Here is a 13000-nt window from a genome sequence, read left to right as displayed (position 1 = left end):
ATTTTTTAATGTGTATATAATATTTGAGACTTTTCTATAAACATCTGGAATATATTATTTAATGAACTCTCTTTTGAGATATAGCCAAAGACTATTTCATCTGCTATTTCGGAAAGATATGAATTCCTTTTATTTGCCGTATCTTTACTTACTCTAACAGCATTGGGTGACGTACTTATAATAAGCAATCGCCCTTCATTCATTGGATTTGTCAATTCATTAGGAAGCTCCTTATACATCTGTCTGGCAATAACTATAATCACAGGTTGCCTACCTTTTAATAGAAAATGTAGAACGTCTTTTTCTATTTTTGATTGAAATCCTCCAATTATGACATTGTCGCCATCAGCCATTTTTGTAGCCCAGTCATAACAACGTAATATAGCCCCACTACTCACTGTTCGCGAGCAAAGGAAAGCTACCTTACGTGACTCCAATAACTTTCTATTTCCTAAATATTCTATTTGCATAATATATTGTTTTTGCAAGCATAATATTTTACAATCTACTGACTTTCAATTTCTTGCAATTTCTAAAATTAAAATTGCAAGCAGAAGTACAAGCAAATAAATTTATACGCATACATTCACAACTATTTATCATAAAGCTGTTCTTAAAGATCCATTATATCGCATTCTCCTTTATCAAGAGTTCATAAAACCAACTGATACTCAATTTTGTCATTTTCTTAATAATCAGCCCTCCTCTTCATTATTTAATTCATCTCCCATTCGATATTTGATATCATAGTTGATAATAAAATCAAGTTCTTCATTTGTTAATTTATAATATTGGGATAAAATTTCATCAATCCTATCTATTATTGATTTAGATAAACTTATCTTAAAAGATTGAGTTTTTGTTTCACCCTTACTTTTTTGTTGACGAATAAGTAATGAGCTATTAGCCTTTAAATCTGATATGTATAAAGAACTTAATTGTAACATTTTTTTATCTCGAACAATCTCCTTAGAAAATTTAAAACCTGTAATATCAGAAGGATTTAAATCTCTTAAATTTGATGTAATCGTATACCACCACCAAAATAAACTGCTACTTAGCACTCCAACAAGTATAGTAGCTTCTTCCTGTGTATTAACAGCTATAAATGTTTCTCTACTCGATTTTCCTTTAATTCCATTACAATAAAACAAAGGTGAAAAATCTGTAAAGACCTTCCAATACAAACCTCCAGTTGTACGATAAAAAATCTTCTGATTAGATGTACTATTTACAAATAAACTAATATTACCATCTGCAGATAACATTTTATTTAGTATTGATTTATCTATTTTACTACTTAATTTTGGCATCCAAAATGAATTACGTTTTTCATCATATTGGATATACTTAATATCCTGAAATAAGTAATCTCTACTTTCAACGCTCCACTTAAGATATGCCGTTGAATATTTAGAATAAGTCGGTAAAGTGACAGTTGCTACGAATATGCTTAATGCTCTATTTACAGCATCAAAAAGTTTAGACGGACGCCATGCGTAATTAGAATACCATACAGAATGATTGGATTCCAATAATTGTTGAATCTTTACCATACGTTGAGTACAAACAATCGCAAGAGGAACAATCATACTTATATTACCTTTTTTATTAAGCAAAGTCAAACTTCTTTCTATACAATATGCATGAACAGCATTACTATCTAAACATACATAATTATCAATAGAATAATTTATTTGTCTTTTCTCTAAATACGGCGGATTACCTATAATAACATCAAATCCACCATTACCTTGAATAATCTGATAATATTCAGCAATCCAATGAAATGGCTGGTGAGATTCTTTCCATACTTCAAACGAAGTTCCACCTGATGATGAAAATAATTGATGATCAAGTAAATCTGTGAGTTTTGACAATCTATCCTTCAGTTCTGTTTTAGCGGCTTTTACAGATTCCAAGTCATCATGGTCAGCTAATTGCTGCGTACGGAATATATTGTAAGCTTTACTTACTTTCTCCATTTCAGTTTCAACCTTCTCACGGAACTCTTGTTGAGTAAACATATCAGCATAACTTGTTCCTGCTACTATTTCATCCTCATTAGCATATCCAACCAAAGTATTACCACAACGAACATTAAAGTCTATATCCGGCAATGGGTCAAGCCCAAGATTTGGAGCACGACAATCCACCTCTACTACAGCAACCATCTTCAGGAATAGACGAAGTTTCGCTATTTCAATAGCCTCTTGCATTATATCTACTCCATATAGATTACGCAAGATTATGCTCTTATAAATGAAATATTGAATATTGGAACGATAACGGTTTTTTATCTCTCCTATTTCATCTTTAAATAAATTTGGGTTCTGACTGTTCCACTCCATCATACGGTCAATACAAATCTCGTATAATGGTTCAAGAATATTCATGGCTGCAAACAGAAATGCACCTGAACCACAAGTAGGGTCAAGTATTGTAACTTTCTGCAAAGCATGATAGAAATTTCCTATAAATCTATGATTGTCTGTTGTAACAAGTAAATCTCCCACAAAAGAACGAATGTCAAGATTATAAGTTATAAAATCATTTATTTGCGAGATTTCACCTTTCTGTATTTTTTCTAAAATGGTTTCACATCTTTGCAGTCTTTCTATGGTTTCACGCCATATCTCAGTAGGCAACGCCCATGGTTCCGGAGTTTTATTATTCCAGTCTTTTCTACGTTCCAAAAGATTTGGTTTAGCAGTATCAATTCCTTCAGCTATATTTGCAGGAATACGTGACTCCCAGTCAGGAGTATAGCCTTGTTTTACAGCACTGAAGATATATTTATCACCACTGTCTTTAAGCATCTGCCATATAAAGCCTTTAGGCATAAACAATGTACCCATTTCCTGAGTTGAGTCCTTAACTTTGTCCATCAGGAATGGAAGAATACAATTACGCCCAATATATTCTGTTATATCTTCTTTGGTATAATAAGCTCCCATTTGAGCCCTGTCATTAATGTACTGCTCAAAAATATATCCCAAAACATCAGGATTAATGTCTTTACCGGAAGCAGAAATTCGTGTATCAAGATGCCATCTCCATTTATCGAAAAACTCAAAAAGATGTTCAAAAGCTTCATCTGCAATATCTATGTTCTGATAATCCTGCTCTATCTGATGACGATCAAACATACCACCGTTTAGATATGGAATCCGGCCATATACTGTTTCAAAATCACGGTTATGTGTAGGCGAATTCAAACCGTCCTGAAAAAGCTGCATCAAGAAACCTTGATAAAATGACTTAAAGAAGCGGTTTTCTCCCTTTTCATCTTGACACCATTTCAGTTTATCACGCAGGTAATTAACATTATTATCAAGAAAACCCTTCTTCTGGATGAAATAGCAGAACATCAACCTGTTAAGCATAACAGAAGTGTACCATTGTTTATTTCTATTGTTTTTCAATTCAATAGTATCGTCTATACCAGAAATAAATTGGGCAAACGCATTATGTTCCTTTTTAAAACCGGCATAAAAATCCTTGGTTATCTTCTCGGAATTAACGGAAAATGTACCTTGAATCCTTTCCTTCACATCTACAATTGTTGTATGCTCACTATTTTCAAAAGTAAGACCATCAATCTTTGAGAATACAAAATCAGCCTTTACTGCATTTTCATACTCTATAGTTACCAAATCGCGCTTGTCAACATTACGCACAGGAGCCACCCACTGATGATGTTCTGTTCCACGCTTGATATAAATCGCTATATAATCATTTGCCGAACGGCGCAACTTTGTATCTATACGTTTGCAAACAGATGCAGTAGGAATATCATCTACCTCACAGGTTAAAACCTGAAAACCATTTCGTTCTGCCACAGCAACAAACTGATACTGTATGTCATCAATATCAATTAAAGGTAACTCTGCTTGCCCGCGATAATTATTCCAACCCATTTCTGTAATAAACATTTCACGAAAACGGGCTTCTTTTATTAATTCTATAAATATATTTTTCTTCATGCTTATTCTTTATATTTAATGCCCATTGAGCAAATGATTGTATTCTCCTTATTTGCTGATAGCTCTTCTTCTACACGACATAATGAACCGTTTTTTCTCATTTCAAGAACGTATTCCACTATATCGTCGCTTGCTGTCTTACTGGAACTACGCATCATGCGTCCCAACATGAATTTCGTTCCTTCAAGCAACGGATAATTGTATATTTCATCTATAGCCAATTTCAATTGTTCACGATTTTCTTCGCTAAAGAATAGAGTTGCTGGCTTTTCGTAATAATGCTCTAATAAAGAGATAATTCTATATCTGGTACTGAAACGGTTACCCAATATACCTCCTGTAACTGTTTTACTCTGGTTCTTAATCATTTCTATTGCCTTTCCTACTAGTTCGTGATGCTGCTCCATAGGACTTACAGGCATTTCCTTTGAACTACAAGCCAAAGCATTAAGTATTTTCTTCTGGCTTTGTGTAATAAACTCACCTTCAGCATTAAGCCATGTCAGCATATCAAAGTCATTAGCTGTACGTGCATATGTTATTACTCCCTCATCCAGCTTATTAACGGTTGTTTTGGTGGAATAAATCATATTCTGCAAATTAGGTATAATCTGTTTCAACTCCGGTCTGGCATCAGTAGCGGATTTCCATATCTGATATGCTTGAGAAGAAAGATCCACCTCTACATCATCATCGTCGTCAAGAACTCCGCTACGTTCATTAAACATATCACGAAGATTCTGCTCATTACCTTCGAAAAAGATTTCATCAGAACCTACAATATTAGCATTCTCGTTAATACGAGCATTCAAACGACCTCGTAAGTTTATTATATCTTCTACTCCATCTGCTGGGAAAAAAGAATAACAGTATATTTTATCGGCAGTCTGTCCGATACGGTCAACACGTCCGGCACGCTGAATTAGCCTTATAATAGCCCAAGGTAAATCAAAGTTCACTATCACATGAGAATCCTGAAGGTTCTGTCCTTCGGACAACACATCAGTAGCAATCAATACCCGATATTGCTCTTCTTGGGATATATCGCTTTTTTCATTACTTATAGGTGAGAATTTCTCAACAACCGAAGTCGGATTGTCACTATCGCCTGTAGCAATTCCTATAGAACTAACTCCACGTTTGCGTAATTGATTATATACATAAAGTGCCGTATCACTATATTGAGTAAACACAATGACTTTTTCATCCTTATGAGTATGTTCCAAAAGATTCTGCAACTCATTTAGTTTCTGGTCAGTTTTCTGATTCCAATCGCCACATAATGTTATCATTTCAAGAAGAGTTTCACAGTCCTTCTTTAAATGCTGCTTTAGCGTACGCTTGAAATACGTTGAAGGCAACCATGCCACATTATTCTTATTTGAAATTATGTTGTAATATTCTGCTGCTTTATTAATATAATGTTCAAACTCTTTAGGAATATGCAATGTAGCATTTATGACAGGATCAACACATCCTTCCTTACCAAATATAGATGCACCAGTATCTTCATCTTCCTTATAATCATCTGGTAAATTATTCTCATCGCCTATCGGCAAAGGCAATTTATTCTCAATGGCATAAATATAAACACAATTTCTTAATATATGTCGATATACCGTAAGCAAGAAAGAAAAGCCACTGGAATCTATTCGTTTGAAGAAAGTACTCTTACAGAATCCCATCATGCGCTGACCGGCGCGTGAAAGATTCTCCATCAACTGTTTCTCATATAGAGAGGCATTTGCTGCTTGTACATCATTTATATACTTACTTAAGCCATAACGAGGCAACTGTAAACTTTCCATCAAAGTTATCATATCAGATGAATACAATCTACTGTATTGATCTCCCTGCATAGTTTTAAATTTTACAGCTTTAGGCAAACGGTCTGGGAAATAAGAACGTCGCCCATCTGGAAATTCAAGATATTTACGATTGTTCGATGGATCAGTTTTGGTAAAATATTGCTTGATAAAAGAACGGGTACGTCTAACAAGGAACAGTTTCATCAACTCATTCCAATCTTCTACATAAGGACTCTTTTCAAAAGCTTTTATACTTCTTATGAATATATCACTATGCTTCTGCATAAACTGCCTCTCACCCCCTAACGAGCGAATATATTCTTCAGGACGAATACCTAAATCCTGATCGTCACTTAAGAACAACCTTAACTGATTGCTCAAATCACTGAAATCCTTATTATATGGAGTTGCAGTCAACAATAACACTTTACTCTCCTGATGTTCTATAAGTTGCTTAATATTCTGATATCTCTTTCCTCCATTTCTAAGATTGTGGCTTTCATCTACAATAATAAGGCGATAATAGCGAGCTGAATCTACATCAATAGGCTTGGCCATAGACATAATTTCAGCCTTTAAATCATATTTCACAATGTACTTTTTCCACATATCCTGCAAATTTGCCGGACATATAATCAAAGTACTGCTTGCATAAGTCATTTCGTATATTTTAGCTATAGCACATGCTGTAATGGTCTTACCTAAACCAACTACATCACCTATCATAGCTCCACCTCTTTTGTCATTATTAAGATGACGCGTTGCTATTTTAACAGCATTCTGCTGAAATTCAAAGAGTTCTTTACGAAACTCTGGTGTTAACGTAAATTCCTTAATTCCATTTCTAGCTTCTTCGCTTAAATGGTAAGCAACTTTAAGATATACGTAATATGGTGGAATATCTTTTTCAGAAGCCCAACTATTATCTATTACATTGACAAGTTCTTCTGTTATATCTTCGCAAAATCGATCATTCCAACGATCATCAAACCAGTCTGCAAATTTCCTTGCCTGGTCGCTGTCTCCAAACTCAGCATTAAGTTCTCCTTGTCTTGTCAATCCACTATAAGTAAGGTTACTACTACCCATTAAAGATTGAATAGGATTACTATAATCATCTGGTCTATATGCCAAATACAACTTTGCATGTAATGGCTCTCTTAAATAAAGTTTTACACAAACTTTCCCTTCTTTCATCTGTGCAGATAAACGACGTAAAGTCCATTCATCCTGCTTAGTAGGTAGCCCTAGCAAAAGCTGACGTTTAAATTCAAGTGCAATTTGCAATTTACAACGTTGAACCATTTCAGAATCAGGCAAATCATCATATTTTGAATATAGAACACGTATATATTCTTCCGGTGGTCTGTGCATACCAATCAGCAAACGACAAATCCGAAATATATTTCTACCATCTTCATCAACATAATCTCCAGATAATTGATCAATTTCATTAACTACAAGATTCCAACCACGAAGATTAAAATAACCGACACAGAAGTCTACACGCTTAACTCCCTGTGACCCTATTATTTTATTTAATCCATCTTCAAATTTAAGTTCTATATTATCAAATATCCTAGCCATATCATTCTATTTTTGGGAGATTACTCAAATCATATATAAACTACATCATTAATTATAATCCAGAAAATATACACATAAATTTTCATATAGCATGATGTAAAGAATATGCGCATATTCAATAATTGCTATTACAAATATAGAAAATTTCAACTATTTACCACAGATTACTTTTTGATTTTCTATTTCAGTCTATCACTTCTTCTCCACCAGCTTCTTTACCATTTCCATGTCCGTCAGAAATTAGTCTACAAAACCCTGCTCCTCCCAGCTCAGCCATGCAACATTTTCGTGCTCCTTCAGCACCAAATGGCCGGAACGGACAGAGCACAGAAAGCAGTGCATCGTGAGATAAAAGGCAGGATACATTTCCGCCGGCTATTCATTTAATGATTTTACAAAGGCTTTACCTTTCTCTGTCAACACATAACCGCTTGTCTTATTTATAGCCTCATTTATGGCTTATTTATAGCCTCATTTAATGGCTCATTAATGGCTCAAATCCTCGTCAATCCTATTTTTTTCTCTCCTACCGACCTCTTCACCACCTCCACATCCGCCGGCAGCCAGTCTACAGAACCGAGTTCCTCCCGACTCAGCCAGGCAGCGTTTTCGTGTTCCTTCAGCACCAGATGGCCGGAACGGACGGAACACAGAAAGCAATGCATCGTGAGATGGAAGGCTGGGTAATCACATTCTACTGTGGTGAGGAACGAATCGACACTGATTTCCGTGTCCAGCTCTTCCCGTATCTCGCGTTTCAAGGCTTCCTCCCGGCTCTCGCCTGCTTCTATCTTTCCGCCGGGAAATTCCCAGTAATCCTTGAACTCGCCATAGCCTCGCTGGGTGGCAAAATACTTTTCCTCGCGACAAATTACTGCCGCTACAACCTCTATCTGCTTCATCTTATTCTGTAAACTTTTTTTCTTCAAAATTCAATACTTTCTCCTTCCCGACTGATGCACCAGAAAGGGATATTCTTGGCATCTGCAAACTCTTTCATCCGCCAAGCCGACTCGAATCCGCTCGCCACAAAGTGCATGGGAGCCAGTAATCCTACCCGAAACGTGTCGATAAACTGGCGGGCGCCACGGGTATAGCCGTTGCCGATGCGGCCGTCCACCGGAAACATGGCCACACTGAAACTGTCCGTTATTTTCCGGATGTCTTTCAGTTCTCCTAAAAAGCGCTTCTCTTCTTTTTCAGGATTCACATCAATGCCGAACTCGGCACTGTAGACCGGCCCGCCCCGATAATCGTCGGTCAGGAAACGGGCGTACCAGTTATTCAGGTCACCTGCATGGAAGATCCGCTTGCCGTCGGTTTCTACAATCCAAGACACGCCGCTGTCGTTACTTCCGGTTGCTGTTACGTGCAGCAGTCCGTCGCTCCACGTGGCACCTTTGGCGAGCCAGACATCGGCTTCTTCCTTCTGTGCACGGCGGTGCTTCAGAATGTCTTTCGAGAGGATATAAACGATGTCGGGCTTCGTATGCCGCCACGAAAAGATTTCCCGGTTGAAATGGTCTTCGTGGAAATGGCTGGAAAACACGTACACGGGTTTCGGGGCTCTGAGCAGTTGCGGCACAATGCCCGACGGATCCATCCAGTAATCGAATATCAGGATGCACCGCTCTGTCTCGAGGGCAAAGCTGCTGTGAAAGATATATGTCAGTTTCATGTATCGAAGTCTGTTTTAAATTCCGTTTTTCTGTGAAGTTAATGCGAATATAGCAATTTTATCGGTGGCAAAAGAGAAAACCGACTTCCAACAAAAGTAAACACTCTTAAAAAAACGCTTAAAAAGTGTTCTATAAGTACTGACGTGTTACAACGAACCGATATTATTTTTAATTTTAGAATCGATAGCAAAAGAAACATAGGCAAAAACAAATTAGATGAGATATGAAAAAAAGTATTATTTTGTTTGCAACACTGATGGCTGTATGCTTCTCCCAAGGCATACACGCACAGCATACGGCATCTTACAGAAATTATGTGGAGGTGGTAGAGGACAATGACCCGTCGAAAATATTAGACAAAATTTCAATCTATCCGCCTGTATTCGGTACGCTTCCCGGAGGAGAAGGGAAACGGGTAAAGATAAAAATATCGAACAACGGAGAAAAAACGCTCAAAAAATCGTTCTTTTATGTATATTACAAGAACAAGAGAGTAAGCAAGGTATTGCTGCCCGACCTTAAACAAAACGGAAGTTATGAGTTCTGTGTAAATATTCATGGTAAAATGGAACGTAACTATAAACAGTATATCTCGTTTAAGATCAAAAGAAAAAAGGTTTTCAAGACTTACAAACTTTCATTGCCTCTGGGACAGAAAGTATATTGACTTTTTGTCATTTTGACAAATCCGTTGCATGAGAATCGCTTGTTTCGCACGAAAGGAGGATATGCTGACTTTTGTGGAATTCTGATGCAACGGAGTGATGGCAAAAAGCTGGTAAAGCGAAAGGGATGCTGACAAATGTTTCTGTGGCAAGGGAGTCGCGTTTCTTACGGAGAGGAATGGTAATGTTCTTCCTACTTTCTGCAAAATGGCGGGAAGCAGCCGCAAAAGGTATTCTGGAAGCTGAAGAGGTAATATTGGCTTCAATGAAAGAAAATTCTTAACAAAATACGGTCTTTTTCTGAAAACGTCTTGACGTTTTTATTTTTTCCCAGCATATCTTTCCCAATTTCCCTGCGGAAATCGTCCAACTTTCCTGCATCTTTTTTGTCCTTTTTTGGATATTTAAAGCTGTTTCTTTTATATTCGGACATGCAAGAAGGGCAAAAAAAGAGCTTTATCGGGGAAATTTACGGCTAAATGGGATGTTTTATTTCAATGTGCCGTAAGATATTTGCACAAAATTCAGTCAAGAAGAAAGTAAAAGAGTCCAATAAGCGACAAATGGTTTTTAGTGAAAGCAGATTATCATAACGGTTGGACGCATAGATAAATCAGCCCGCCTGCCAGCAAAACTGCAATTATAATAATGGCAAACAGCAGTTTCCCGCGAAAGAAATATTCCTGTTCCCATTCTTTTCTCGCTTTTGTTTCGGCGTGAATCTGCTCCAACTGTTCGAGGGAAACATCCGACGTAGGGCGATGCTTGCCGGTCAGTTTCAACAGGTTGTAGCGTGTTTCGTCCATGCGTTTCTTTCCGGCTTTCCGAAGCTCGCGGTTCTCTTTGTCGCGCCGCATCATGTCATTTATGCATCCTAAGGTTCCCATGGCAACTTACTTTGAGTGGTTTGCTTAAAGATAAGTCTTTCTGATTGCTTTTCCAAAAAGGCAAGCACCTATTTTATATAGATTAACGTAGAAAGCAGGCTCAGCGCATTTTCTTGAGAATGTTTTTTCTGGCAACTTTCAGGGCGGGACTTAACGGCGATGCTTCCTCCAGCATCTCAAGTGCAGAACGGAATTCAGCCAGAAGTTCAGGATACAGTTGGCACTGAAGATAGGAAAGTTTCATGCACAAGGCTCTGATTCCTGCCGGACTGCCCGATGAAGTCATCCGGCTCATACAGAAATCCAGGAAGTCGGTACGGAGGTTTTCTTCACGGAACGGCTGCGCTGCAAGCAATGTGAGCAGCAGCCGGCATTTGGTTTCGCTGGGTGTATGCATGGCTTCTTGCATCAGTTCGTTACATTTCGGATACAGCCATCGTTGATGTGCTGGGGCGAGATGGGTAAACAGCCATGCGGCATTGTCCGAAACTCGTTTATCGGCATCGAACATGAGCTTGTAGAGCTGTTCCGTCAGCGAATGGTTTTCACAGCATTGAATCATGTGACACAGCTCACGGATGTCGTTTTCGTGTATCCTGCCGAGTAATTTGCTACGCAAGTCGCAGGAATAATCTGACAGGGCCATTGCTTACATGCATTTCTTTATCGCCTTGCGGCAGCGGTTCAGTATTTTCTCTCCGGCCGGACGCTGGCGGGTTCCTCCCAGTTCGATGGTGGACACGACCTTGAATCCGGTCCATTTCAGGATAGCTCGCAATGCCTTGATGGTTCCCCGACTCTGACTGAAAAGGATATTGAACGGGAAAGAGGTGGTGCAGGTGCTAACCAGAATGGCTTTTTTCCCTTTATGCAGGGGAAGAGGCAGCCCGCGGGAGCTCTCTCCTATCAGGCCGTAGACGATGCGGTCGAATATGATTTTCAACTGCCCGGGCATGTTTCCCCAGTAACACGGTGCTCCTACAACCAGCACGTCGCAGCGGTCGATGGCGGAGAGTACCTGCTGGGCTCCGTCTTCGGGCAGTACGCACCGGCGAGTCTTGCGGCAGGTCATGCAGCCGGTACAAGGCTTTACCTGCAACTGGGAAACAAATACAGTGGTTACTTCGGCTCCGTTGTGTTTGGCTTCTTCCCGAATGGCCTCCAGAATAGCAGAGATATTGCCGTGCCTGCGCGGGCTTCCGTTGATAATCAGTACATTCATAAAGAGTGAGTTTTACTTTTCGGACTACGGGGTATCAGGCATTCATGGCACGCAACGCCTTACACAACTGATCGGGGCAGGAAGTGCTTTTACTTCCGCAGTGAATACCTTCCAGACGGCTGATTACGTCGTCTACCTTCATTCCCTTAACCAGCGAACAGATGCCTTTCAGGTTTCCGTTGCAGCCTCCGGTAAAATGTACGTCATTAATGATGCCGTTTTCTACTTCTACCTCGATATTGCTGCTGCATGTGCCTTGTGTTCTGTAATTAATCTTCATAGAGTTAAATAAAGCGTTATAAAAAGACATTCCGGACAAAGCCGGGCATTTGTATCCTCACAGCTTATCACTGTCAGGCTGCCGCTTTATCCGGAATGAATGATGAATATATATTATTCTTCGCCCTCTTCAGGTTTCATGTTTGTATACACGGTCTGAACATCATCGAACTCTTCCAGACGTTCTATCATCTTGTCGATAGTTTCACGCTGCTCAGGAGTTACGTCTTTCAGGTCGTTAGGAATATAAGTAAAGTCACCACCTACATCTTCAAAACCGCACTCTTCCAGGTGTTTCTGAATAGCTGCATAGCTCTTCGGATCACCATAAATTGTGATAGTTCCTTCTTCCGGATCTTCGTCGTATTCGTCTTCAACGTTGTAGTCAATCAAATCGAGAATCAGTTCTTCCATGTCTACTCCATCTTTCTTCTTGAAAGTAAACACACACTTGTGGTCGAACAGGAACGCCAGTGAACCTGTCGTACCCAGGTTGCCGCCAAATTTGTTGAATACAGAACGTACATCGGCAACGGTACGTGTAGTATTGTCAGTCAAAGTATCAACAAATACGGCAACTCCGTGAGGACCGTATCCTTCGTATGTCATTCCCTTGTATTCGCTCTGGTCTTTACCCATTGCGTTCTTGATAGCGCGCTCGATGTTGTCCTTCGGCATGTTTTCACGTTTACAAGTTGCGATAACCGAACGAAGTGTCGGGTTGTTTTCCGGTTCCGGACCGCCTGCCTTTACAGCAATCGCAATTTGTTTACCCAGTCTTGTAAATGTTTTAGCCATGTGGCCCCATCTTTTCAGCTTAGTAGCTTTTCTATATTCAAACGCTCTTCCCATTGGATTTATGTTTTAATATGTTTTTTATATATGTT

Annotated in this window: 12 protein-coding genes; 2 read left to right on the top strand and 10 right to left on the bottom strand. The window is 38.9% G+C overall.

What is annotated here, in order from left to right; genetic code table 11:
• Positions 1 to 5: 5 nt before the first annotated feature.
• From WKT12_RS00150 to WKT12_RS00130, 5 genes are all read right to left on the bottom strand, one after another.
• The gene (locus tag WKT12_RS00150) at positions 6 to 470 is read right to left on the bottom strand and encodes a DNA-processing protein DprA (RefSeq protein WP_340318429.1); all 465 of its coding nucleotides are present in this window, start codon (positions 468 to 470) and stop codon (positions 6 to 8) included.
• Positions 471 to 695: 225 nt separating this feature from the next.
• Positions 696 to 3986, bottom strand: coding sequence for an Eco57I restriction-modification methylase domain-containing protein (locus WKT12_RS00145; protein ID WP_340318428.1), 3291 nt, complete (start codon positions 3984 to 3986; stop codon positions 696 to 698).
• A 2-nt stretch (positions 3987 to 3988) separates the two neighbouring features.
• Complete coding sequence (locus tag WKT12_RS00140) at positions 3989 to 7381, bottom strand: helicase-related protein (protein ID WP_340318427.1); 3393 nt, start codon at positions 7379 to 7381, stop codon at positions 3989 to 3991.
• A gap of 494 nt (positions 7382 to 7875) precedes the next feature.
• Positions 7876 to 8283 carry a (deoxy)nucleoside triphosphate pyrophosphohydrolase gene (locus WKT12_RS00135; RefSeq protein WP_340318426.1) on the bottom strand — a complete coding sequence of 136 codons (408 nt, stop codon included), beginning with the start codon at positions 8281 to 8283 and terminating at the stop codon, positions 7876 to 7878.
• A gap of 23 nt (positions 8284 to 8306) precedes the next feature.
• Positions 8307 to 9059, bottom strand: coding sequence for an MBL fold metallo-hydrolase (locus tag WKT12_RS00130; RefSeq protein WP_340318425.1), 753 nt, complete (start codon positions 9057 to 9059; stop codon positions 8307 to 8309).
• Between the two features lie 224 nt (positions 9060 to 9283).
• On the opposite strand from WKT12_RS00130, the gene WKT12_RS00125 reads away from it, so the two are divergent.
• A complete protein-coding gene (locus tag WKT12_RS00125; protein WP_021970716.1) occupies positions 9284 to 9727 on the top strand; it encodes a hypothetical protein in 444 nt (147 codons plus the stop codon).
• A 125-nt stretch (positions 9728 to 9852) separates the two neighbouring features.
• Positions 9853 to 10008 carry a hypothetical protein gene (locus tag WKT12_RS00120; RefSeq protein WP_340318424.1) on the top strand — a complete coding sequence of 52 codons (156 nt, stop codon included), beginning with the start codon at positions 9853 to 9855 and terminating at the stop codon, positions 10006 to 10008.
• Positions 10009 to 10312: 304 nt separating this feature from the next.
• Here the strand turns inward: WKT12_RS00120 and WKT12_RS00115 are convergent, their stop codons facing one another.
• The 5 genes from WKT12_RS00115 to WKT12_RS00095 all read right to left on the bottom strand — a co-directional run bounded on the left by WKT12_RS00115 (position 10313) and on the right by WKT12_RS00095 (position 12965).
• Positions 10313 to 10612 carry a hypothetical protein gene (locus WKT12_RS00115; RefSeq protein ID WP_021970715.1) on the bottom strand — a complete coding sequence of 100 codons (300 nt, stop codon included), beginning with the start codon at positions 10610 to 10612 and terminating at the stop codon, positions 10313 to 10315.
• A gap of 100 nt (positions 10613 to 10712) precedes the next feature.
• Positions 10713 to 11258: a hypothetical protein gene (locus tag WKT12_RS00110; protein WP_340318423.1), complete on the bottom strand. Its 546-nt coding sequence runs from the start codon at positions 11256 to 11258 to the stop codon at positions 10713 to 10715.
• A 3-nt stretch (positions 11259 to 11261) separates the two neighbouring features.
• Positions 11262 to 11834 (bottom strand): flavodoxin family protein, encoded by a 573-nt coding sequence (locus WKT12_RS00105; RefSeq protein WP_340318422.1) that lies wholly within the window; start codon positions 11832 to 11834, stop codon positions 11262 to 11264.
• 34 nt (positions 11835 to 11868) lie between these two features.
• On the bottom strand, positions 11869 to 12114 hold the full coding sequence (locus tag WKT12_RS00100) for a TIGR03905 family TSCPD domain-containing protein (RefSeq protein WP_021970712.1): 246 nt from the start codon (positions 12112 to 12114) through the stop codon (positions 11869 to 11871).
• Positions 12115 to 12227: 113 nt separating this feature from the next.
• Positions 12228 to 12965, bottom strand: a complete 738-nt coding sequence (locus WKT12_RS00095; protein ID WP_021970711.1) for a YebC/PmpR family DNA-binding transcriptional regulator — start codon at positions 12963 to 12965, stop codon at positions 12228 to 12230.
• Between the last annotated feature and the right edge of the window lie 35 nt (positions 12966 to 13000).

The organism is Phocaeicola sp. HCN-6420 (assembly GCF_037890145.1).
GTDB lineage: Bacteria > Bacteroidota > Bacteroidia > Bacteroidales > Bacteroidaceae > Phocaeicola.
Note: the sequence above shows the minus strand (reverse complement) of the source record. Positions and strands in the feature narration are given on the sequence as shown.

Excerpts from the sequence above, each read along its gene's own strand:
- WKT12_RS00150 (WP_340318429.1), bottom strand. The coding sequence starts at position 470 with ATGCAAATAGAATATTTAGGAAATAGAAAGTTATTGGAGTCACGTAAG.
- WKT12_RS00145 (WP_340318428.1), bottom strand. The coding sequence starts at position 3,986 with ATGAAGAAAAATATATTTATAGAATTAATAAAAGAAGCCCGTTTTCGT.
- WKT12_RS00140 (WP_340318427.1), bottom strand. The coding sequence starts at position 7,381 with ATGGCTAGGATATTTGATAATATAGAACTTAAATTTGAAGATGGATTA.
- WKT12_RS00135 (WP_340318426.1), bottom strand. The coding sequence starts at position 8,283 with ATGAAGCAGATAGAGGTTGTAGCGGCAGTAATTTGTCGCGAGGAAAAG.
- WKT12_RS00130 (WP_340318425.1), bottom strand. The coding sequence starts at position 9,059 with ATGAAACTGACATATATCTTTCACAGCAGCTTTGCCCTCGAGACAGAG.
- WKT12_RS00125 (WP_021970716.1), top strand. The coding sequence starts at position 9,284 with ATGAAAAAAAGTATTATTTTGTTTGCAACACTGATGGCTGTATGCTTC.
- WKT12_RS00120 (WP_340318424.1), top strand. The coding sequence starts at position 9,853 with ATGCTGACAAATGTTTCTGTGGCAAGGGAGTCGCGTTTCTTACGGAGA.
- WKT12_RS00115 (WP_021970715.1), bottom strand. The coding sequence starts at position 10,612 with ATGGGAACCTTAGGATGCATAAATGACATGATGCGGCGCGACAAAGAG.
- WKT12_RS00110 (WP_340318423.1), bottom strand. The coding sequence starts at position 11,258 with ATGGCCCTGTCAGATTATTCCTGCGACTTGCGTAGCAAATTACTCGGC.
- WKT12_RS00105 (WP_340318422.1), bottom strand. The coding sequence starts at position 11,834 with ATGAATGTACTGATTATCAACGGAAGCCCGCGCAGGCACGGCAATATC.
- WKT12_RS00100 (WP_021970712.1), bottom strand. The coding sequence starts at position 12,114 with ATGAAGATTAATTACAGAACACAAGGCACATGCAGCAGCAATATCGAG.
- WKT12_RS00095 (WP_021970711.1), bottom strand. The coding sequence starts at position 12,965 with ATGGGAAGAGCGTTTGAATATAGAAAAGCTACTAAGCTGAAAAGATGG.